The 17,951-nt window shown below is 67.6% G+C and carries 24 protein-coding genes; 8 read left to right on the plus strand and 16 right to left on the minus strand.

What is annotated here, in order from left to right; all coding sequences use genetic code 11:
* Window positions 1-35 precede the first annotated feature (35 nt).
* Window positions 36-617, minus strand: a complete 582-nt coding sequence (locus KBZ07_RS05290; RefSeq protein ID WP_254930632.1) for a DUF3611 family protein — start codon at window positions 615-617, stop codon at window positions 36-38.
* A 78-nt stretch (window positions 618-695) separates the two neighbouring features.
* On the opposite strand from KBZ07_RS05290, the gene KBZ07_RS05295 reads away from it, so the two are divergent.
* From KBZ07_RS05295 to KBZ07_RS05310, 4 genes are all read left to right on the plus strand, one after another.
* Window positions 696-1,691, plus strand: a complete 996-nt coding sequence (locus KBZ07_RS05295) for a bifunctional riboflavin kinase/FAD synthetase (protein ID WP_254930652.1) — start codon at window positions 696-698, stop codon at window positions 1,689-1,691.
* 76 nt (window positions 1,692-1,767) lie between these two features.
* The gene (locus KBZ07_RS05300) at window positions 1,768-2,859 is read left to right on the plus strand and encodes a thiamine phosphate synthase (RefSeq protein ID WP_254930633.1); all 1,092 of its coding nucleotides are present in this window, start codon (window positions 1,768-1,770) and stop codon (window positions 2,857-2,859) included.
* Complete coding sequence (gene thiS / locus KBZ07_RS05305; protein WP_197151174.1) at window positions 2,856-3,062, plus strand: sulfur carrier protein ThiS; 207 nt, start codon at window positions 2,856-2,858, stop codon at window positions 3,060-3,062. Before KBZ07_RS05300 ends, thiS begins: the two co-directional genes overlap by 4 nt.
* Window positions 3,063-3,087: 25 nt before the next feature.
* On the plus strand, window positions 3,088-4,056 hold the full coding sequence (locus KBZ07_RS05310; protein ID WP_254930634.1) for a DUF1517 domain-containing protein: 969 nt from the start codon (window positions 3,088-3,090) through the stop codon (window positions 4,054-4,056).
* A gap of 25 nt (window positions 4,057-4,081) precedes the next feature.
* Here the strand turns inward: KBZ07_RS05310 and larB are convergent, their stop codons facing one another.
* From larB to KBZ07_RS05330, 4 genes are read right to left on the minus strand one after another with little or no spacing between them, the layout of a single operon-like run.
* A complete protein-coding gene (gene larB / locus KBZ07_RS05315; RefSeq protein ID WP_254930635.1) occupies window positions 4,082-4,792 on the minus strand; it encodes a nickel pincer cofactor biosynthesis protein LarB in 711 nt (236 codons plus the stop codon).
* Window positions 4,789-5,220 carry a TIGR03792 family protein gene (locus KBZ07_RS05320; protein WP_254930636.1) on the minus strand — a complete coding sequence of 144 codons (432 nt, stop codon included), beginning with the start codon at window positions 5,218-5,220 and terminating at the stop codon, window positions 4,789-4,791. Before KBZ07_RS05320 ends, larB begins: the two co-directional genes overlap by 4 nt.
* Window positions 5,217-5,699 carry a 2-C-methyl-D-erythritol 2,4-cyclodiphosphate synthase gene (gene ispF / locus KBZ07_RS05325; protein WP_254930637.1) on the minus strand — a complete coding sequence of 161 codons (483 nt, stop codon included), beginning with the start codon at window positions 5,697-5,699 and terminating at the stop codon, window positions 5,217-5,219. Before ispF ends, KBZ07_RS05320 begins: the two co-directional genes overlap by 4 nt.
* 19 nt (window positions 5,700-5,718) lie before the next feature.
* Complete coding sequence (locus KBZ07_RS05330; RefSeq protein WP_254930638.1) at window positions 5,719-6,150, minus strand: NfeD family protein; 432 nt, start codon at window positions 6,148-6,150, stop codon at window positions 5,719-5,721.
* A gap of 63 nt (window positions 6,151-6,213) precedes the next feature.
* Between KBZ07_RS05330 and KBZ07_RS05335 the strand changes: the two genes are divergently transcribed.
* On the plus strand, window positions 6,214-7,128 hold the full coding sequence (locus KBZ07_RS05335; RefSeq protein ID WP_254930653.1) for an SPFH domain-containing protein: 915 nt from the start codon (window positions 6,214-6,216) through the stop codon (window positions 7,126-7,128).
* On the opposite strand, the gene KBZ07_RS05340 is transcribed toward KBZ07_RS05335, so the two are convergent.
* From KBZ07_RS05340 to era, 6 genes are all read right to left on the minus strand, one after another.
* The gene (locus KBZ07_RS05340; protein ID WP_254930639.1) at window positions 7,091-7,519 is read right to left on the minus strand and encodes a PIN domain-containing protein; all 429 of its coding nucleotides are present in this window, start codon (window positions 7,517-7,519) and stop codon (window positions 7,091-7,093) included. The genes KBZ07_RS05335 and KBZ07_RS05340 overlap by 38 nt on opposite strands.
* The gene (locus KBZ07_RS05345; protein ID WP_254930640.1) at window positions 7,506-7,751 is read right to left on the minus strand and encodes an AbrB/MazE/SpoVT family DNA-binding domain-containing protein; all 246 of its coding nucleotides are present in this window, start codon (window positions 7,749-7,751) and stop codon (window positions 7,506-7,508) included. The genes KBZ07_RS05340 and KBZ07_RS05345 overlap by 14 nt, the downstream gene beginning before the upstream one ends.
* 77 nt (window positions 7,752-7,828) lie before the next feature.
* Window positions 7,829-8,527 carry a tRNA (guanosine(37)-N1)-methyltransferase TrmD gene (gene trmD, locus KBZ07_RS05350; protein WP_254930641.1) on the minus strand — a complete coding sequence of 233 codons (699 nt, stop codon included), beginning with the start codon at window positions 8,525-8,527 and terminating at the stop codon, window positions 7,829-7,831.
* 5 nt (window positions 8,528-8,532) lie between these two features.
* Window positions 8,533-9,057, minus strand: a complete 525-nt coding sequence (locus KBZ07_RS05355) for a phycobiliprotein lyase (RefSeq protein ID WP_254930642.1) — start codon at window positions 9,055-9,057, stop codon at window positions 8,533-8,535.
* 13 nt (window positions 9,058-9,070) lie between these two features.
* A complete protein-coding gene (locus tag KBZ07_RS05360) occupies window positions 9,071-9,250 on the minus strand; it encodes a hypothetical protein (protein ID WP_254930643.1) in 180 nt (59 codons plus the stop codon).
* 90 nt (window positions 9,251-9,340) lie between these two features.
* On the minus strand, window positions 9,341-10,270 hold the full coding sequence (gene era / locus KBZ07_RS05365) for a GTPase Era (RefSeq protein ID WP_254930644.1): 930 nt from the start codon (window positions 10,268-10,270) through the stop codon (window positions 9,341-9,343).
* 93 nt (window positions 10,271-10,363) lie between these two features.
* Here era and KBZ07_RS05370 point away from each other — a divergent pair, with 93 nt between their 5' ends.
* The 3 genes from KBZ07_RS05370 to KBZ07_RS05380 are packed head-to-tail and all read left to right on the plus strand — an operon-like array spanning window position 10,364 to window position 12,500.
* Entirely contained in the window at window positions 10,364-10,909 is a 546-nt protein-coding gene (locus KBZ07_RS05370; protein ID WP_254930645.1) for a hypothetical protein, read from the plus strand.
* A 35-nt stretch (window positions 10,910-10,944) separates the two neighbouring features.
* A complete protein-coding gene (locus tag KBZ07_RS05375) occupies window positions 10,945-12,126 on the plus strand; it encodes an alpha/beta fold hydrolase (RefSeq protein WP_254930646.1) in 1,182 nt (393 codons plus the stop codon).
* Window positions 12,123-12,500 carry a hypothetical protein gene (locus KBZ07_RS05380; RefSeq protein ID WP_254930647.1) on the plus strand — a complete coding sequence of 126 codons (378 nt, stop codon included), beginning with the start codon at window positions 12,123-12,125 and terminating at the stop codon, window positions 12,498-12,500. Before KBZ07_RS05375 ends, KBZ07_RS05380 begins: the two co-directional genes overlap by 4 nt.
* A 54-nt stretch (window positions 12,501-12,554) precedes the next feature.
* On the opposite strand, the gene KBZ07_RS05385 is transcribed toward KBZ07_RS05380, so the two are convergent.
* The 5 genes from KBZ07_RS05385 to KBZ07_RS05405 form a co-directional block, all read right to left on the minus strand.
* A complete protein-coding gene (locus KBZ07_RS05385) occupies window positions 12,555-13,292 on the minus strand; it encodes a Bax inhibitor-1 family protein (RefSeq protein WP_254930654.1) in 738 nt (245 codons plus the stop codon).
* A 107-nt stretch (window positions 13,293-13,399) separates the two neighbouring features.
* Window positions 13,400-13,897 carry an aromatic acid exporter family protein gene (locus KBZ07_RS05390; protein ID WP_254930648.1) on the minus strand — a complete coding sequence of 166 codons (498 nt, stop codon included), beginning with the start codon at window positions 13,895-13,897 and terminating at the stop codon, window positions 13,400-13,402.
* A gap of 32 nt (window positions 13,898-13,929) precedes the next feature.
* On the minus strand, window positions 13,930-14,349 hold the full coding sequence (gene rpsP / locus KBZ07_RS05395) for a 30S ribosomal protein S16 (protein ID WP_254930649.1): 420 nt from the start codon (window positions 14,347-14,349) through the stop codon (window positions 13,930-13,932).
* 50 nt (window positions 14,350-14,399) lie between these two features.
* On the minus strand, window positions 14,400-15,830 hold the full coding sequence (gene ffh, locus KBZ07_RS05400) for a signal recognition particle protein (RefSeq protein WP_254930650.1): 1,431 nt from the start codon (window positions 15,828-15,830) through the stop codon (window positions 14,400-14,402).
* Window positions 15,831-15,889: 59 nt separating this feature from the next.
* Window positions 15,890-17,951, minus strand: a 2,062-nt coding sequence (locus tag KBZ07_RS05405) for an ARC6/PARC6 family protein (RefSeq protein WP_254930651.1), incomplete at its 5' end; no start/stop codon positions are given.

Here is a 17,951-nt window from a genome sequence, read left to right on the forward strand (position 1 = left end):
ACCCGCGACCTGCCGGATCTGAGTGGTCTGCTGGCTCAGGTGGAGCGGTAAACCCGCTGCAGCAGCCAGAGGCTGATCCACAGCCCGATCAGATGGGCAAACAGCACCTGGGTGTTGCCCAGTACGGACAGCATCTCAATCGAGGTGATCGGCAGCCCCACCAACCGGCCCGCGGTCCCGGGGGTCGCCTGGATCTGGGCACCGAAGAACCCCGGCACCTGCTGGGAGGCCTGCACAAACAAGCTGCCGGCCAGGGACTGATAGCCAATCACCGCCAGGCTCAGACCGACCAAATCGGCAAGCAGGCCCCGTTTGATCAATTTGGCCGTTTCGCCCTTGCTGGGCCGCACCGGAGAATTCAGGGCCCGGCCGCAGCGCACGATCAGACCGCTCTGCCAGATGCACCAGAGCAGCAGCAAAAAGGCCAGGGTTGTGAGCGAAATTCCAGGCCCCAGGCCCAGGGCCCGGGAGGAATTGGCTGCCAAGCGGCCGCCGATGTTGTTGAACAGCAGGACGCCGACCACCACCACGGCCAGCACCACCTGGGCCCAAAGGCGGACCCAGCCCATGCGCCGCAGGGCTGCAGCGATCAGCTGTAGGTCGAGGCGGTCAGCCATGCAGCCAGTGCCGGTTTGTGCCCCAAAGGTGCCATGGGAAGATCGATTTGGCTTCTGTTGCCGTTGGTTTCCGTAGCGTTGATACCCCTGCGATCCCCCCAGGAAGCCCGCCGGCCGACGGCCATTGCCCTTGGCAGCTTTGATGGCCTGCACCAGGGCCACCGAAGGGTGATTGCCTCGGTCACGGATCTGCCCGCTTCCATGCCTGCTCCCGTGCCCACTCCCGTCCCAACGGTGGTGAGTTTCTGGCCCCATCCGCGCGAAGTGCTGCACGGGGAGGCGCGGCTGCCTCTGGATTTGCCCGCTGAGAAGCTGCATCTGCTCGAGCCGCTCGGCATTCAGCAGCTGGTGCTGGTGCCCTTTACCCAGGAGTTGGCCGCCCTCAGCCCGGAGGCGTTTGTTCAGCAGGTGCTGTTGGACCAGCTGGGGGCCAGGCGGATTGCCGTGGGGGATAACTTCCGCTTCGGGGCCGGCCGCTGCGGCGACAGCCAGACCCTGGCGGCCATTGGCCAGCGCCACGGCATCGATGTGAAGGTGCTGCCCATGCTCTGGGATGGCCCGGAGCGGGTGAGCAGCAGCCGCATCCGTCGGGCGCTGGCCGAGGGGGATGTGGCGGAGGCCCACCGGCTTCTCGAGCGGCCCTATCGCTTCCGAGGCCTGGTGGTGCGAGGGCGGGGACTGGGCAAAACCCTCGGTTGGCCCACCGCCAATCTGCAGGTGGACGGGCGCAAATTTCTCCCCCTCGAGGGGGTGTACGCCGCGGCGGTGTCAGTGGCGGGGGGGCCGATGCTGCCGGCGGTGATGAATCTCGGCCCCCAGCCAACGGTGGATCCGATGGCCCCCTCGGCGGTGGAGGTTCACCTGCTCGATCGCCGCCTGGAGCTTGGGGGTATGGAGCTTCAGGTGCAGCCCCTGCAGCTGCTGCGTCGCCAGCAGGCCTTTGCCAGTTTCGAAGACCTCAGCAGCCAGATTGCGGCCGACGCCGACCGGGCCCGCGCCCTATGGGGCGGGGTAGGCGTGGGTGAGGCCCCAGCCGATGAAGGTGGCAATCCCGCCGAGCAGCAGAATTCCTGAGATCAGCACCAGCATCGGGTTGTCGGAGTTGGCCTTGTCCACTCCGACCGGCTCGCCTGCCATTGGCCCCTGCGCGATGGATCCCACCCTAGACAGCTTTGAACCAGACAGCTTTGACCGTTCCGCCCGGGATCGTCTGCTCGACGCCAACCTGGACCGGGCCCGGGAGGGTCTGCGGGTGCTCGAGGACTGGGCCCGTTTCGGCCTCGACCGGGGCGATCTAGTGGCCCGCACCAAGGACATGCGCCAGCGGCTGGGCCGGCTGCACCGGGATGGCTACAAATTCGCCCGCCATACGGCCACCGATCCGGCCGCCGGCCTGGGCCACCCGGCCCAGGCGGAGCGCCGCAGCCCCAGTGCCGTGGTGGGTGCCAATGCGGGCCGGGTGCAGGAGGCTTTGCGGGTGCTGGAGGAGTTTGGTCGCAGCAGCGATCCGGAGCTGGCCGAGGAGGCCGCCACCCTGCGCTACCTGCTCTACGACCGGGACGTCGAGCTGCTGCAGGCCTGTCGCCTCGCTGCCACGGGCGGGGTGGGGCGGCGCGAGGCGCTGGCCAGCTGCCGCCTCTACCTAGTCACCTCCCCGGTGGCCGATCTGGAGGGGGTGGTGGCCGCCGCCCTCGGGGCCGGAGTGCGCCTGGTGCAATACCGGGCCAAGGAGGCCGCCGGCCTCGACGACCTGCAGAAGCTCGCCCAGGCCCGCGCCCTGCGCCAGCTCTGCACCGCCCACGGCGCCCTGTTTCTGGTCAACGACCGGATCGACATCGCCCTGGCGGTGGAGGCCGACGGGGTGCACCTGGGCCAGGGGGACCTGCCACCGGCCATTGCCCGCCAGCTGCTCGGCCCCGATCGCCTGATCGGCCGCAGCACCCATGCCCTACCCCAGCTCCAGCAGGCGGTGAGCGAGGGCTGTGACTACGTGGGGGTGGGCCCCGTGCACGCCACTCCCACCAAGCCGGGCCGTGAGCCCGTGGGCCTCGACTTCGTGCGCCAGGCCGCGGCGGCCAGCCCGATCCCCTTTTTCGCTATCGGTGGGGTGGATGCCAGCAACCTGGCGGCCGTGCGGGCCGCTGGCGGCACCCGGGTGGCGGTGGTGCGGGCGATCACCGCGGCGGCCGATCCCGCGGCGGCCACTGCCGGCCTGTTGGCAGAGCTTGAGGCCAGGGGATGATCACGCTGGTGGTAAATGGCGAAGCGCGCCGCTGTGCCGCCGGTCTCAACCTGGAGCAAGCCCTCGGCCAGCTGGGTTACCAGCCCCGGCTTGTGGTGGTGGAGTTCAACGGCACGATCCTGCCCCGCTCGGCCTGGACCGGGCAGCTGGTGGTGGAATCCGACGTACTGGAAGTGGTCACCATCGTCGGTGGTGGTTCCTAGATTCCTTTTATCTGCTTAAAGCGCCTTGGCGCGTTCCACCCCCTTCCTTCTGCGGCGCTGCGCCAGCCTGCTGGTTGTACCCGTGTTGGCCCTCACCCTCCTGCTGGCCCATCCCAGCCCCAGTTGGGCTGCCAGCGGCGGCCGTATCGGTGGCGGCAGCTTCCGCTCGGCACCCTCCATGCCCCGCAGCTACGGCGGGGGTGGCTATGGGGGTGGCGGTGGCCTTAACGGGGGCTACCGGGGCGGCTATGGCGGCGGCGGCATCGGCTTCCCCTTCCTGATTCCCCTCTTCGGTTTCGGCGGCGGCGGCCTGTTTGGCTTCCTGGTGCTGATGGCCGTGGTGGGTCTGCTGCTCAATGCCTTTAAGGGCGGTGGTGGCCAGGCTGGGCCCCTGCCCGCTGGCCGCGGCTCCGAGCTCGGCTATGGCAGGCCGGATGGCCCCGTGACGATCAGCCAGCTCCAGGTTGGTCTGCTGGCCTCGGCCCGGGAGCTCCAACGGGACCTGCGACGGCTGGCAGGTAGCGCCGACACCGGGCGTGCGGCAGGCCTGCAGGCATTGCTGCAGGAGACCACCCTGGCCATGTTGCGCCACCCCGATCTCTGGGTGTACGCCAACGCCGAAGTGGGCCAGGTGCCCTTCGCCAGTGCCGAATCCACCTTCAACCGTCTCTCGATGGGCGAACGCAGCAAGCTGCAGCGCGAGGTGACCAGCAATGTCTCCGGCCAGCGTTTCAACGATGCCAACGTTGTTTCAGGCGAGAGCGACGCCAGCAGCGATTTCATCGCCATCACCCTGCTGGTGGCCAGTCGCAACCGCCTCAACATCAAGGGGGCCGGCAGCGCCGATCAACTGCGGGATGCACTCCAGCAACTAGGCGCGGTGGGCGCAGACGACCTGATTGCGATCGAGGTGATCTGGCAACCAGAGGGTGCCGGTGAGGTGCTCAGCACCGAAGAACTGCTCACCGCCTACCCCCAGCTGCAACACCTTTAACTTTCAGGGATTGATGCGCCAACACCTAACCCATTGGGGCCTGGCAGTTGATGATGCGCAGGGCCGCCATCGCGGCGCCGTAGCCGTTGTCGATGTTCACCACCAGCAGCCCCGGGGCGCAGCTGGCCAGCATGCCGTTGAGGGCCGCCATACCGCCGGCGCTGACGCCGTAGCCCACTGCCACCGGCACGCCGATCACCGGTTGGGGCAGCAGGCCGGCCAGCACCGTCGGCAGGGCTCCCTCCATGCCGGCGCAGGCAATCAGCACAGGGGCCCTGCGCAGCTCCTCCAGCCGATCTAGTAGCCGGTGCAGGCCGGCGACGCCCACATCGAGCACCAGCTCGGTGGCGATGCCGTGGCAGGCCAGGGCCAGCTGGGCCTCCGCCGCCACCGGCAGGTCGCTGGTACCGCCGCCCAGCACCGCCACCCGGCCCCGGCTGGGATCGGGGTTCGGCAGGCTGCCGGCGGTGAGGCAGCGGGCCTGCAGGTGGTGCTGCAACTGGAGCTCCTCGGCCAGGTTGGGCCCCAGCTCGAGGGCCACGGCATGGGCTTTTGCGGGCTCGATGCGGGTGGCGAGCGCCAGTTCAGCGGCGGCGTGGGTGGCGATCAGGATCCGGGCGATCTGCTCGGCGCTCTTGTTTTCGCCCCAGATCGCCTCCACCATCCCCAGCCGCTGGCGGCGGCCCAGATCCAGGCGGTGCTCACTGCTCATGGCGCTGCTCATGGAGCTGCTCATGGCGGTAGCAATTCCCCTTCAAACACCAGGGGGAAGGGATTGCCCTGGCGCCTACCGGTGGCCTGGCGGGCCGCCTGCTCGAAGCGCTCCTGCACCGCATCCAACTCAGCCGGTGGGATTGCTTTCCACTGCTCCCGGCTGGCCCAGCGAATCAGCAGCGTGCCCTCCTCGGTGGCGGGGTCCCACAGCAACTGGCGATCGAGGAATCCTTTCTGTTGGGCCAGCCAGGGCTCCCAGCTGTTCGCTTCGGCGGCGATCCATTCCTGGCGCGCTTCAGCCGGCACCTTCACTCGCAGGTGCTCGACCACGGCCACCTCAAAACCGCCGTCGGGGCCATCCCGCCCGGCGATCGCCCTGTAGGGATGGCCGGCCAGCAGCATGGCCAGGCACAGCCCAAGGGCCAGCAACCTCGCCAGCCCCCCAATCATTTCTGCAACAGGGCCACGGCGTGGCAGGAGATCCCCTCCTCGCGTCCTTCAGCGCCCAGTTTTTCGTTAGTGGTGGCCTTGACGCCCACCTGGTCGGCCGAGAGCCCCATGCGGGCGGCGATGGCGGCGCCCATGGCCCCGATGTGGGGCTTGAGCCTGGGGCGCTCGGCGACGATCACGCTGTCGATATTCACCACGCTCCAGCCTCGCTCTGCCACCAGGGCCCCCACCTGCTCCAGCAGCACCAGGCTGTCGGCCCCCTGCCACTGGGGGTCTTCTGGCGGGAAATACAGGCCGATGTCGCCCAGGGAAAGGGCCCCCAGCAGGGCATCGATGATCGCGTGCACCAGCACGTCTGCATCGCTGTGGCCGTCGAGGCCGAGGCCCGCGGGATGCTCCAGCCGCTGGCCGCCCAGGATCAGCGGCCGGCCCGGCACGAGCCGGTGGATGTCGTATCCGTTGCCGATGCGTAGCTGCATGGGCCGCAGTGGAGCGGCTTCAAACCCTATCGCCCAGAACCTGTAGGCGGTTGCCTTCTCGGCCCATCACCTGCACGCCCTCGCCGGTCTGCAGTTGCCGTTCCGGCTCAAGGTTGATGGCCGCCCAGCTCTGCCCCTGCCAGCGCACCCGCCCAGCCTCTTCCCCCGGGCTGAAGCCGCTGATCACGCTGGCCCGGTCGCTGCTGCCGCCTGGTGGAATCGCCCGCGTTCGGCGCTGCCTCGACCAGCCCTGCAGAGAGGGCAGCAGGGCCAGGGTCAGCCCTGCGAACACCCCCAGCTGGGCCAACGGGCCCAGGGCCGGTACGGCGGCCAGCAGTAAGGACAGCCCCAGGGCAGCCAGAACGGCGGGCAGCAGGCCGTCGAAATCGGCCCCGAGCCAGCTGACGCCCAGCAGGATCAGCGCCAGTAGAAACCAGGTCAGCGCGGCCATGGCAGGGGCGGGTGGGGCAGCCCAACCATGGTGCCTAGCCTGAAGCCAGTGCGAGGCCATTCCGTGGAAGCCCTGTTCGGTCTACCCGCCCTAGTGCTGATGGCCCTGCTCGGGATCAACAGCGTCAAGGTCACCAGCGGCGGCCAGTCGCGGCTGGTGGAGCGCCTCGGCAAATACGACCGCCAGCTGCAGCCTGGCCTGTCGCTGGTGTTGCCGGTGCTCGAAAAGGTGGTGAGCCACGAATCGCTCAAGGAGCGGGTGCTCGACATCCCGCCCCAGCAGTGCATCACCTGCGACAACGTGGCGATCGAGGTGGATGCGGTGGTGTACTGGCAGCTGCTGGAGCACGCCCTCGCCTACTACGCCGTAGACAATCTGCAGGCGGCGATGGTGAACCTGGTGCTCACCCAGATCCGCGCCGAGATGGGCAAGCTCGACCTGGATCAAACCTTCACCACCCGCCAGGAGGTGAATGAGGCGCTGCTCAAGGAGCTGGATCAGGCCACCGATCCCTGGGGCGTGAAGGTGACCCGGGTGGAGTTGCGCGATATCCAGCCCTCCCGTGGGGTGCAGCAGGCGATGGAGCAACAGATGACCGCCGAGCGGGAGAAGCGGGCAGTGATCCTGCGCTCCGAGGGCGAGCGCGAATCCCAGCTCAATGCAGCCCGTGGCCGCGCCGAGGCGCTGGTGCTCGATGCCAGGGCCAAGCAGGAGGCACTGCTGCTGGAGGCCCAGGCCCAAGCCCAGCAGCAGACCCTGCTCGCCCAGGCCAGGGCCGACGCCGCCACCCGGCTGGCCGAGGCAATCCAGGCCAACCCTCAAGCCGCTGAGGCGATGCGGTTGCTGCTGGCCGGCGACTGGATGGCCATGGGCGAGCAGATGGCCCATGCCCCCGGCGGCAGCGTGCTGATGGTGGATCCCCAGAGCCCGGCGGCTCTGCTCACGGCGTTACGGGGTCTGCAGCAGGGCCAGAGCTGAGGGGGCCGATCAGTTTCACGCCTTCGGTATTAGCAAAGCCCTGATCAAAGGTCAGCACTGGCATGGCGCCATGGCTGGCGGCGCGAGCCAGAATGAGCTGATCGGCAAAGTCACCACCCTGCTGGAAGCGGCTGAGGGCGTCGATCACCGCGTCCACATCGACCACCACAACCCCTCGGGTGCGGATCAGACGTTGCAGGAGGTTGTGGCGCGTCGCTCGATCTAGTCCGTAGCCCCGCAACACCCAGGCAACTTCAGCGAGAACCACATCCGGGATGAACGCTCCCCCCGCCTGGATCGCGCCTAGTAAAGCTTCCTCGGCAAGGGGCGTCTGAACGGGGTCATCACCCACCAACACCCGAACCACCACATTGGTGTCAAGTGTCTGCACAGCCAGCGGCAGCGGCGATGGCGCGGTCCATGTCGTCCAGGCTCATGGAGCGGGTGACGGCGGGGCGATGGCGGAAGAGCTCTTCTGGTTCGTACAGAGCAGGCACCAACACCAGCCGTCCATGCCGATCCACGCTCACCTGGAGGTGACTGCCGGGAGTCAGTCCCAGGGACTCACGCAGCTGTCGGGGGATCGTCAGCTGGCCCTTTGAGCTGAGCGTGATCGTTCTCATCGTTCAACAGTAAGGCAGATTGCCTTACATGGGGTCGCTGCTCAGTGGCGCCCTGGATGTCACCCAGTGCGCGTCGGCTACTGCTGGGCCTGCTGCTCCTGCCAGCGCGCATAAAGATCTGGCCGGCGCTCGCGGGTGCGCTGCTGCTGCTGCTCGAAGCGCCAGCGGGCGATTGCGCCATGGTCGCCGCTGCGCAGCACCGCCGGCACCTCCAGCTCCCGGAAGCTGGCCGGGCGGGTGTAGTGGGGGTGCTCCAGCAGCAGGGCGCTGTGGCTCTCCTCCTCCAGGCAAGCCTCGGTGCCCACGGTGCCCGGCAGCAGCCGCACCACGCCGTTGATGATCACCGCCGCCGGCAACTCGCCGCCAGTGAGCACGAAATCACCGATCGACACCTCCTCGTCGGCCAGGGCGCGGATGCGCTCATCGAAGCCCTCGTAGTGGCCGCAGACCAGCACCAGCTGCTCGTATTCAGTGGCCCAGCGGCGCAGGTCAGCCTGCTCCAGGGGTTTGCCCTGGGGGCTCATCAGCAGCACCCGCCGCCGCGGCAACACCGGAATCGCCTCCACCGCCGCAAATACCGGCTCGGGCTTGAGCACCATGCCCGCTCCGCCGCCGTAGGGATCATCGTCGACCTTGCGGTACTTGTCGGGGGCGAAGTCGCGCGGGTTGTGGGTGTGCAGCGTCGCGATGCCGGCGGTAAAGGCGCGGCCGATCACCCCTAGGGCCAGCAGCGGCGCAAAGGCTTCCGGTGCCAGGCTCACCGCATCCAGGCGCATGGGGCTCAGCTCGCGGGGGCGGTGGGGCGACTCACCCGGCGGATCTCGGAGCTGAAGCTGGCCCGGCCCGGGCTGCCGTCGGCGCTGCTCTCCACGGTGCTGCGCAGCCGCAGGTTGGGCTTGGTGAACCAGATCCGCTCCCGCACCTCGGTGTCATTGGAGCGGATCGTGAGCTCCAGGCTGCCGTCGGGCCAGAGCTGCCAGCTGCCCTGCCGATCGCCGCTGCGGAAGTCGCCGTCTGCGCTGAAGTGCAGCTGGCGGGCCACGCCTTCCTTGGGGCAGACCCGCAGGCCGCCGGCGCCGCCCGGAGTCTCGGGCTCCAGAAAGGCCACCACCAGTTCGCCGCGCTCGCTGCTGTGCCAGGCGTCGCCGTCTTCCGTGTCGAGCTCAGCTGCGGCACTCACCGCCGCCAGGGCGAACTGGCTGCGCAGGCCCATCCACTCGCCGGCGCAGTGGCGCAGAAAGCCGCCGATCTCCTTAGGAGGGAAGGGGGCGGTGTCGGTGAGTGACTCGGTGCTGGGCTCGCTCATGGCTGCGATTCTCTCAGCTGCCTGGCCCGTCGCCGCCTATCCAGATCACCTGGTGGCCGTAGCTGCGGAGGGTGCGATCCGCCGTCAGCAGGGTGAGGCCGTTATGAATGGCCTGGGCCACCAGCAGCCGATCGAAGATTCCCTCTTCCGCGCAGCGGTAGGGGTCGCGATGGATCCAGGGCAGATGCCGCACCGCCAGGCAGTGAGGAATCCAGGCTTGCCGAGGGAGGTTTTGATCGCCCTTTTAGCTAAGCCGGCCTTTTAGCTAAGCCAGCTAGCAAGCTCAGTCCCCCCGGTAGCCCAGTTCGCTCAGCCGGGCGGCGCTGCGGCGCCAGCCTGGCACAACCTTGACGAACAGCTCCAGGTACACCGGCCCTTCAAATATCTTCTCCATCTGCAGCCGCGCCCCCTGGCCGATGGTTTTGAGCATGCTTCCCCCCTTGCCGATCAGGATCCCCTTCTGGCTGGAGCGCTCCACCAGCACCGTGGCCAGTACGGCGGTGCGGGGGCCGTCGTCGACCACCCGCTCGATGCTCACCGCCACGGAGTGGGGCACCTCCTCGCGGGTGTGGTGCAGTACCTGCTCCCGGATCAGCTCGGCCATCAGCAGCTGCTCGGGCTGGTCGCTCACCGCATCGGCCGGATAGAGATGGGGCCCCTCGGGCAGTTCGGCGCTCAGGGCCGCTACCAGGGCCCCGGTGCCTTCGCCGCTGAGGGCGCTCACCGGGTGCAGGGGCCAGTCGCCCGCCAGCTCCCGGTAGCTGGCGGCCAGCTGCTCGGCCCGCTCCGGATCAACCAGGTCGTTCTTGTTGAGGGCCACGTGCACCGGCGCCCGGCAGTGCTTCAGCAACTCCACGATGAAGCCGTCGCCCCGGCCCGCCGGCTCGCTGCCATCCACCAGCAGCAGCACCACATCCACCTCGCCGATGGCACCGCGGGCGCTCTGCACCAAGCGCTCCCCCAGCAGGTGGTGGGGCTTGTGGATGCCCGGGGTGTCGAGCAGCACTAGTTGGGCCGCCTCGGTGGTGAGGATCGCCCGCAGCCGGTTGCGGGTGGTCTGGGCCACCGGTGAGGTGATTGCCACCTTTTCGCCCACCAGCTGGTTGAGCAGGGTGGATTTGCCCACGTTCGGCCGGCCGATCAGGGCCACGAAGCCAGAGCGGAAGCCCTCTGGGCTGGTTGGCAGGGCCGGGATGGTCGCGGGGAACTCCATGGCTCCAGCCTCGCAGCCGGCAGCACCTGGCTGGCGATCTCGCCCATAGGCTGGAGCTGCGTGCTGCATCTCCGCCCAGAGATCTCCCCAGCGATGGCTCCAGCCCCGTCAGATGACTCCGCTGCCCCCCTCCAGCCCAGCTTCCAGCAGGCCATGGAGATCACTGCCCATTGGTTGGCCCTCTGGGAGAACGGCGAACTCAGCGATGAGGTGCTGGCCGACAGGGTGGCTGAGCTGGTGGCCAGTCGGGATGGGGCCCGCGGCTTTTTCGTGGTGAGCCTGGCCGGTGACGGCCCGTTGATGGACCGGTTGCCCGAGCCGTTGGTGCTGCAACTGCGCTTGGCGGGCGAAGGAGTGGTGGACCTGTCGGTCCGCAATCTGGCGATGAGCACGGCCATGGCGCTGCACCACCAGCGGGCGGGGGATGCCGCCCAGCAGGGCGCTTCCGAGCGGGTCCAGACCCGCTGCACCGAGTTGCTGCGGGGCCTGGAGCCCCAGGCGGTTAAGCAGAGGCTGGAAACCCTGCTGGCTGCAACAACAGGGGAGGGCGACGACGTGGCCTTCCTGGAGCGCTGGGGCTACGACGCCGACCAGCGCCAGGCCATCGCGGCGGCGATCGAGGCGGTAGCCGAGGCCTGAGCTGGGCCAGGATGTCTGCTCCTTGGCTTGTATCCATGGCCGCGTCCCGGCTGGTTCGTGCTTTGGCCACGGGGCTTTGCTCCGCTGCGCTGCTGGCCCCGCCAGCGGCCAGATCGATTGAAACCATCAGGTTGCGGTTGCCCCTGCTGGAGACCGACTTCCTCATCCGGGTTTCCGAATTGCGCAGCCCGGCGGCCCTGCTTGCTGGCGACAGCGATTTGGCCGAACTCGACCGGGCCACCAACGGGGTTATCGGTCAGAAGCTCAAAGCGGTGCTGCAGTCCAACCTGCCCCTGGAGCTGAAGGCCGTATTGCTCAATGCCAACGGATCGCCCCTGCTGGAGCAGGTGCTGCTGTTGGTGGGAGCCCTCGGTGACATCGACGGCCTGCCTGAGCCAATTGAGCCGGCCAAGTTTCACCGGGCACTGGAGCTGGCGGCCGCCAAAGGGGGGATCAGCTTGCTGGATGTGCTGGAGAATCTTCCCGGCGAGAGCGTCACGGTGGAGCTGGGCCGGCTGGGTTATTCGGTGCAGAGATTCCGGGCCCAACGCCTTCAGGCCGAACAGTTGATTGCCGCCTTGCCAGCGGTGAGCAGCAAGGGGGCCTGGCTGGAGGCCGGGAAGTTCTCCAGCGCGCGCCGAGAGCTCAAGATTGACGTGGCTCACCGTCCCGAGCCCCTGGAGGTTGTGATCTGGGAGTCCAGTGCATCCGCCACCGCCACCGCCACCGCCATCGATCGCATTCCAGATCGACTCGTGGTGATTTCCCACGGCCTCTGGGATGACCCCAGAAATTTCGAGGGCTGGGCTGGGCACCTGGCCAGCCATGGCTACACGGTGGTGCTGCCACGCCATCCCGGCAGCGATCAGAGCCAGCAGCGGGCGATGCTCTCAGGCAAGCAGCCGCCACCGAAACCGGCAGAATTGGCGCTGAGGCCCAAGGATGTGTCGGCGGTGATCGATGCTGCGGCCCAGGGTCAGTTGAACTTGCGCCGGCCGGTGAACACAAAGGCGGTGCTGGTGGCTGGCCATTCCTGGGGGGCGACGACAGCCCTGCAGTTGGCCGGTGCCCGGCCCACCGCCAGCAGGCTGGAGCAGCTGTGCGAAGACCTGCGCCACCCCTGGCGCAATCTCAGCTGGGTGTTGCAGTGCAACTTTGTTGGTTCGGCTGACAGTGCAGCCCTGGCCGACTCCCGGGTGGTGCTGCTGTGGCGGTGAGTCCACCGATGCGGTTGTTGTTCGATATTGATTCGGCCAGGGGTATGGGGGCCGCCGTGCTGGTGGTGAGTGGCGGCAGCGACTGGGTTGTACCCCCGGGCCCGGAAGCGATCGAGCCGATGGCCAGGGTCATCCGTGCCACCAGTGAGGGCCACCGCCTGGTGCTGGTGGAGGGGGGCACCCATTTCAATCTGCGTTCTTCACTAGCCAATGGCGGGGGGGCTTTGCGGGGTTTGATCCTGGCTTGGTTTAGTGCGGCCAGCCAGGCCCCAGCAGGAAGCCCGCCCCAGTTGCCCCCCGATGGTTGGGGGAGCAGCACCATGCCCCTGCGGGATGTGACCAAGCACCTGCCTGAGCCTGCCAACCAGCCATAAAAAAGCGCCCTCTGGGGGCGCTGGGGGCTCGCTGCTGGAAGCAGGAAGCTTGGCTCAATCACGCCGGCCACCGCCCTGCAGGGCAATGATCAGCCGAAGGATGAAGATGAACAGGTTGATGTAGGTGAGATACATGCCCAGGGCGCCGGCCAGGTACTGGTCGTCGCTGTAGGTGCGGGGCATGGTGTAGAAGTCGACGAAGGCGGCCCCGACGAATAGCACTGTGCCGAAGCCGGCGATCAGCAGTTCAAAGGTGCCCCCGCTGAAGACTCCCGGCGCAAAAATGCTGCCGACGATCTGCACCACCATCGCGATCAGTAGGCCGAGAATCCCCAGGCCCACCACTCCGGTGAGGGCCTGCCCCACGCTGTCGCTCATGCGCCGACCGGCCACTGAGGCCACCACAAAGGTGATGCCGGTGGCCAGGGTGGCTGTACCGATTGCCCCGACACCAGCAGCGCTGATGGCGTAGGCGACAATTCCGCTCAGGGTGAAGCCCGTGATCAGGCTGTAGGCCGTCAACAGCGGCAGGGCCGTGCTGTTGTTGCCCTTCATGGCCACGTTCTGGGCCACGAAGAAGAGGATGAAGTTGCCGATCAGGGCCACCCAGAACAGGGGCATGAAGCTGGCAGGGCTGCTGGCCATCAAGGTCAGGCCGCCCAACACGCCAGCGGCGGTGAGCACCATGCCCCCACCTACGTAGGGCAGGGCCTTATTGACCACATTGGGCCCCACCAGGGCGCTCGACTGGGCCTCACGGATGGCTTGTTGGAAATTGCTGCTGGCCGGCATGGCGCACCAGAGGGAGGAAACTTCCATCATCCTGACAGCGCCCTGCAGGCAACGGGAGGCCCCGGGGGCCGAGGTTGGTGCGGATCTCCCTATCGAATCTGGTATTGCTATTCGATCTGGCGCCGCGAGCCTGGCCAGAACAGAACCGCGAGCACCGCCACACCGGTGCCGATGCAGGATTCGGCAAAGCGCAGCAGGGCATTCAGCCCCGGACTCAGCTTTGGATCCAGGCTGCTGGTGACCATCACCACGATCACCGTGATCGCCGCCAGGCGGCCGTGGCTCGGCACGTTCACCGCCGCGCACAGCAGCAGCGTGGCGAAGATAGCCAGGGCCATGCCAGCCGGGTGGAAGGGCAGCAGGATTAGGTAGACCGCGCTGGTGGCAGCGCCGATCGCCGATCCCAGGATGCGCAGTGACGCTGAGGAAAGCGCCTCTTTGCTGGTGGCCTGGGTCACCACAATCGCGGAGATCGCCGACCAGAGCCCGCCGATCTTGGGCAGATAGCCAGGGAACAGACCGGTAAACCAGGTGCCGAGCCCGTAGGCCACTAGGGCGGCCAGGGCAATTTCGGCGGGGATTCGCAGGCGATCAACCCTGTTCATATTGGTGCCCGGCCCAGCCGCCTCAGAAGTGCTCAGGCTTCAGGGGCAGCTTCTTCAGGGGCAGCAGAAGCTTCGGCGGCAGCAGCAGCTTCTGCTTCAGCCGCGGCGGCAGCAGCAGCAGCTTCAGCGGCCTTGGCGGCAGCGGCTGCCTTGGTGGCGGCCTCGCGCGCTTCGGCCTGTTTCAGCTTGCCGACCACTTCGGCGGCACGCACGGTCTTAGCGACCAGCCCGCCCTTCTCCAGCAGGGAACGGACGGTGTCGGTGGGCTGGGCGCCCTGGCTCAGGCGGGCCCTGATCGCCTCGGTGTCGAGCCGCGTTTCCTTGGTGCGTGGGTTGTAGAAGCCCAGCTCCTCCAGCGGACGGCCATCGCGGCGGGAGGTGCTGTTGGTGGCCACGAGGCGGAAACTCGCTTCCCGCTTCTTACCAAACCGCTTCAGGCGGAGCTTAATCATCGATGCTTTGCCGCTAGGTGGCCAAACAACCAATGTACCCGCTCGAGTGCTCAGAGCTGCCCGAACCCCTTGCGTTTCTTGGCTGGTTTGGTGGCCACTCGCCCTGGGGAGCCGGCTGCGGGCATGCCACCCATCGGGCCGGGCATCCCCGGCATTCCAGGCATCCCCGGCATGCCGCCGCCCCGGGTCATCTGTTGCATGAAGCCCCGCATCTTCTGGAAGTCGGCCAGCACCTTGTCGACATCGGCAGGTTTGTGGCCACTGCCTGCGGCGATGCGGCGCCGGCGCGAGGGCTGGGATGCCAGCAGTTCCGGCTGCTGGCGTTCGACCTCCGTCATCGAGCCGATCATCGCTTCGATCTTCTTGAGCTGCTCCTCCCCCTGCTTGAGCATGCCGTCGTCAATCTTGTTCATGCCGGGGATCAGCTTGATCAGTCCTCCGAGCGAGCCCATGCGCCTGATCATGCGCATCTGCTGGAGAAAGTCTGAGAAGTCGAAGCTGGCCTCCTGCAGCTTCTGCTGCATCTTGGCCACATCGGCCAGCTCCACCTCCTTGGTGGCCTTCTCCACCAGGGTGAGCACATCGCCCATGCCCAGGATGCGGCTGGCCATCCGCTCTGGGTGGAAGGGCTGCAGCGCCTCCACCTTCTCGCCGGTGCCGATGAACTTGATCGGCGCGCCGCTCACCTTGCGGATTGAAAGGGCGGCACCGCCGCGGGAGTCGCCATCGAGCTTGGTGAGCACGGCGCCGGTGATGCCCACCTGCTGGTGGAAGGCCCGGGTGAGCTCCGCCGCCTCCTGGCCGATCATTGAATCCACCACCAGCAGCACCTCGTCGGGCTGGCAGGCCTGGCGGATGCGCACCATCTCCTCCATCATCGACTGATCGATCTGGAGGCGCCCGGCCGTGTCCACCAGCACGGTGTCGAAGCCCTCGGCCCTGGCCTTGTCAATGCCGGCCGCGGCGATGTCTTCAGGTTTGGCCTCGATGCCAAGGCTGAACACCTCCACGCCGATCTGGGCGCCGAGGGTTTTGAGCTGCTCGATGGCAGCCGGCCGGTAGACGTCTGCTCCCACCAGCAGGGCCTTGCGCCCCTGCTCCTTGAGGTGCAGGCCGAGCTTGGCGGTGGCGGTGGTCTTGCCAGCGCCCTGCAGGCCAGCCATCAGCACCACCGAGGGGGCTCCGGCCTGGCCGCCGGCGGCCAGGGGGGCGTTCTCGCCGCCCATGGTGTCCACCAGCTGCTCGTGCACCAGTTGGATGAACTTCTGATCCGGGCTGACGCCGCGCACCACCTCGGCCCCGACAGCCTTGCGCCGCACCTCCTCGACGAAGTCCTCCACCACCGGCAGGCTCACGTCGGCCTCCAGCAGGGCCCGGCGCACTTGCTTGAGCGCCCCCTGAACGTTGGTTTCGGTGATTGAGGCCTGCCCCTTCAGGCTCTTGACCGCGTCCTCAAATCGCTGGGAAAGCTCTTCAAACATTTAGGTGCCGCTGGCATTGAGACGATCGTAAAAACCGGGCTGCCCCCGGCAGCGATGGCTCAGGGGGCCTTGCTGAAGCTGGCAACGCGCCAGATGTCCCCCTCCCGGCCGAACACATAGCGGTTGCGCAGCTGCAGTTTGGTGGGCTCTCCCTCCGGATCGCCCTTGGCATTGAGGCGTTGGTCCGAGTAACTCAGGATCACCGTGGCGGCGATTCTGTTGGTGTCCCGCTCCTCAATCGTCAGTCCGGTGATGCTGGTACTGATGGTCTGGGTTTCACCGCGGGCCTGGTCGGAGGCGCGCTCCGCTTCGAGCCGCCCCACCAGGCTTGCGCGGGCCAGGCCCTCCACGGGCATGCGGCTGTCCTTACCGGCCAGGATGGCCGCCTTGGCATCCAGCCAGGCTTCCAGCAGGGCCTGCACCTGGGCTTCGCTCGGGGAGTCGGCCCGCAGGGGTAGCTCTGCTGAAGCGGGGGCCGCAGCTGGGGCTGGCACCGGGGCTGGTGGAGCTGGCACCGGGGCGGGCAGGGGCGGCGGGGCAGGCTCGACAGCGATTGGGGTTCGGCTGGCACCGGGGGACTGGGGCCGTAACCGCATCACCGCCGCGAGGGTCACAAGTGCCACCCCGACGCACACCGCCAGGAAGAGGCGGGATGGTCGCTGCAGTTGGGGCCAGCGCCAGCCAGCTAGCCAGGGCTCTTCTTCCCCTTCCCCGTCATCGTCCTCGTCTTCGTCAAAACTCTGTGACCCGGCCGCGGCTGGTGAGCCGATGCCGCCAAAGGAGGCCTGTGGATCAATCAGGGGCTTGTCCCAGCTGTGGGGGCGGGTGGTGAAGGTCAGGGCGGGGGGGGTAGCAGCAGGACTGGCCGGCCGGTCCTGCTGCTCCACATAGGCCTGCACATCGCGATCGGCGAAGTAGGCCTCCAGATCCGGATCGGCCTCCAGATCGCGGTAGTCGGGCAGTACGTCCCGGCTGAGCCAGTCGCGGCAGTAAGCACACAGCTGGGCCAGGGGATCGGGGCTCTGCAGTTCGGCCCAGCGCTTGAGCTCCGGTGGGGCTGCCTGCTTGAAGATGGCCTGGGCCCTTTCAACTTCCCCCAGCAGCAGCAACTGGCAGGCGATCAGCGGCTGGAGCCCCTCCTGGCTGCTGGCTTCGAGCCGTTGGCGGGCGGCCGCAATCCGCTCGGGTTTGCGCTGGGCAAATCCGGAGGCGGTCAAGGCTGTGCTGGCGAGAAAATCAGCGGCGGCGGAGCTCGGCGCCCAGCGACTGAAAATATCGATCTGCTCTTGAACGGTGAGGAAGGCGCGGATCTGCTTAAAAAAGGCCTGGAATTCCTCCGGTCCCATGCTCGGGTCTCCGAATCCCTCCAGGCCGCCGCGGCGCTTGACCAGCTCCTCCAGCAGGGCAAGCCCCTCGGCCCGCTCGGCCTGGGCCGTGAGGTTGCGGCTGAGCAGGTCAAGTACCCGGTAGGGGCGCAGTCCATCGAGCTTGTCTTCCAGCTGCTGGCGAATGGCCGGTTGCTGGCCCATGCGCTGCAGAAGCTGCAGACCCTTCTGCAGGATCTGGGCAGACCCTTCATATCGACGTTGCCGGTGCAGGTCGGCGGCAGCGGCAAGGCAGGCCAGTCCCGCCAGGATGGTGAGGTCGGCATCGCGGCTATTGCCGAGAATGGGTGCCTGGGGTGGCTCCAGGGCAGCGCAGACCAGCTCGAAACACTCCAGGGCCTGGCCCGCTTCGAGCAGCAGCAGCAGACCAGCCACTTCCATGCCGGGCGAGACATCGAGGGCCGGCAGCACGGATTGGCCGCTGCTGGCAAGGGCCGTCAGGTCAGATTCGTAGGTCTGGCGCCTGCTCCCATCGCTGAGCAGGTCGGCACTGGCCCTGAGCAGCTCTTCCCTGGCCCTCAGGGTGTCCTGGGTCAAGCCATGCTCTGGGGGGCGGTCGATCCGCTGCTGCAGGGTGAGCAGCAGCGACTGCAAGTCGCTGGTCGGGCTGACTCCGAGCAACCGGAAATGATCGATCGGCAGTTCCAATCCGGGCCCGTCGCTGGTGGGTGACTTTAGGCAGGGCAGGCGCTTATGACGCCCATTGTCAGGCCGGATGCAGCAGCACCTCTTAGAG

The organism is Cyanobium sp. BA20m-14 (genome assembly GCF_024346295.1).

What these genes read in the sequence shown, in the direction of transcription:
- KBZ07_RS05290 (WP_254930632.1), bottom strand. Translation starts at nt 617, where the DNA reads ATGGCTGACCGCCTCGACCTACAGCTGATCGCTGCAGCCCTGCGGCGC.
- KBZ07_RS05300 (WP_254930633.1), top strand. Translation starts at nt 1,768, where the DNA reads ATGGATCCCACCCTAGACAGCTTTGAACCAGACAGCTTTGACCGTTCC.
- thiS (WP_197151174.1), top strand. Translation starts at nt 2,856, where the DNA reads ATGATCACGCTGGTGGTAAATGGCGAAGCGCGCCGCTGTGCCGCCGGT.
- larB (WP_254930635.1), bottom strand. Translation starts at nt 4,792, where the DNA reads ATGAGCAGCTCCATGAGCAGCGCCATGAGCAGTGAGCACCGCCTGGAT.
- KBZ07_RS05320 (WP_254930636.1), bottom strand. Translation starts at nt 5,220, where the DNA reads ATGATTGGGGGGCTGGCGAGGTTGCTGGCCCTTGGGCTGTGCCTGGCC.
- ispF (WP_254930637.1), bottom strand. Translation starts at nt 5,699, where the DNA reads ATGCAGCTACGCATCGGCAACGGATACGACATCCACCGGCTCGTGCCG.
- KBZ07_RS05330 (WP_254930638.1), bottom strand. Translation starts at nt 6,150, where the DNA reads ATGGCCGCGCTGACCTGGTTTCTACTGGCGCTGATCCTGCTGGGCGTC.
- KBZ07_RS05345 (WP_254930640.1), bottom strand. Translation starts at nt 7,751, where the DNA reads ATGAGAACGATCACGCTCAGCTCAAAGGGCCAGCTGACGATCCCCCGA.
- trmD (WP_254930641.1), bottom strand. Translation starts at nt 8,527, where the DNA reads ATGCGCCTGGATGCGGTGAGCCTGGCACCGGAAGCCTTTGCGCCGCTG.
- KBZ07_RS05355 (WP_254930642.1), bottom strand. Translation starts at nt 9,057, where the DNA reads ATGAGCGAGCCCAGCACCGAGTCACTCACCGACACCGCCCCCTTCCCT.
- era (WP_254930644.1), bottom strand. Translation starts at nt 10,270, where the DNA reads ATGGAGTTCCCCGCGACCATCCCGGCCCTGCCAACCAGCCCAGAGGGC.
- KBZ07_RS05370 (WP_254930645.1), top strand. Translation starts at nt 10,364, where the DNA reads ATGGCTCCAGCCCCGTCAGATGACTCCGCTGCCCCCCTCCAGCCCAGC.
- KBZ07_RS05375 (WP_254930646.1), top strand. Translation starts at nt 10,945, where the DNA reads ATGGCCGCGTCCCGGCTGGTTCGTGCTTTGGCCACGGGGCTTTGCTCC.
- KBZ07_RS05385 (WP_254930654.1), bottom strand. Translation starts at nt 13,292, where the DNA reads ATGCCGGCCAGCAGCAATTTCCAACAAGCCATCCGTGAGGCCCAGTCG.
- KBZ07_RS05390 (WP_254930648.1), bottom strand. Translation starts at nt 13,897, where the DNA reads ATGAACAGGGTTGATCGCCTGCGAATCCCCGCCGAAATTGCCCTGGCC.
- rpsP (WP_254930649.1), bottom strand. Translation starts at nt 14,349, where the DNA reads ATGATTAAGCTCCGCCTGAAGCGGTTTGGTAAGAAGCGGGAAGCGAGT.
- ffh (WP_254930650.1), bottom strand. Translation starts at nt 15,830, where the DNA reads ATGTTTGAAGAGCTTTCCCAGCGATTTGAGGACGCGGTCAAGAGCCTG.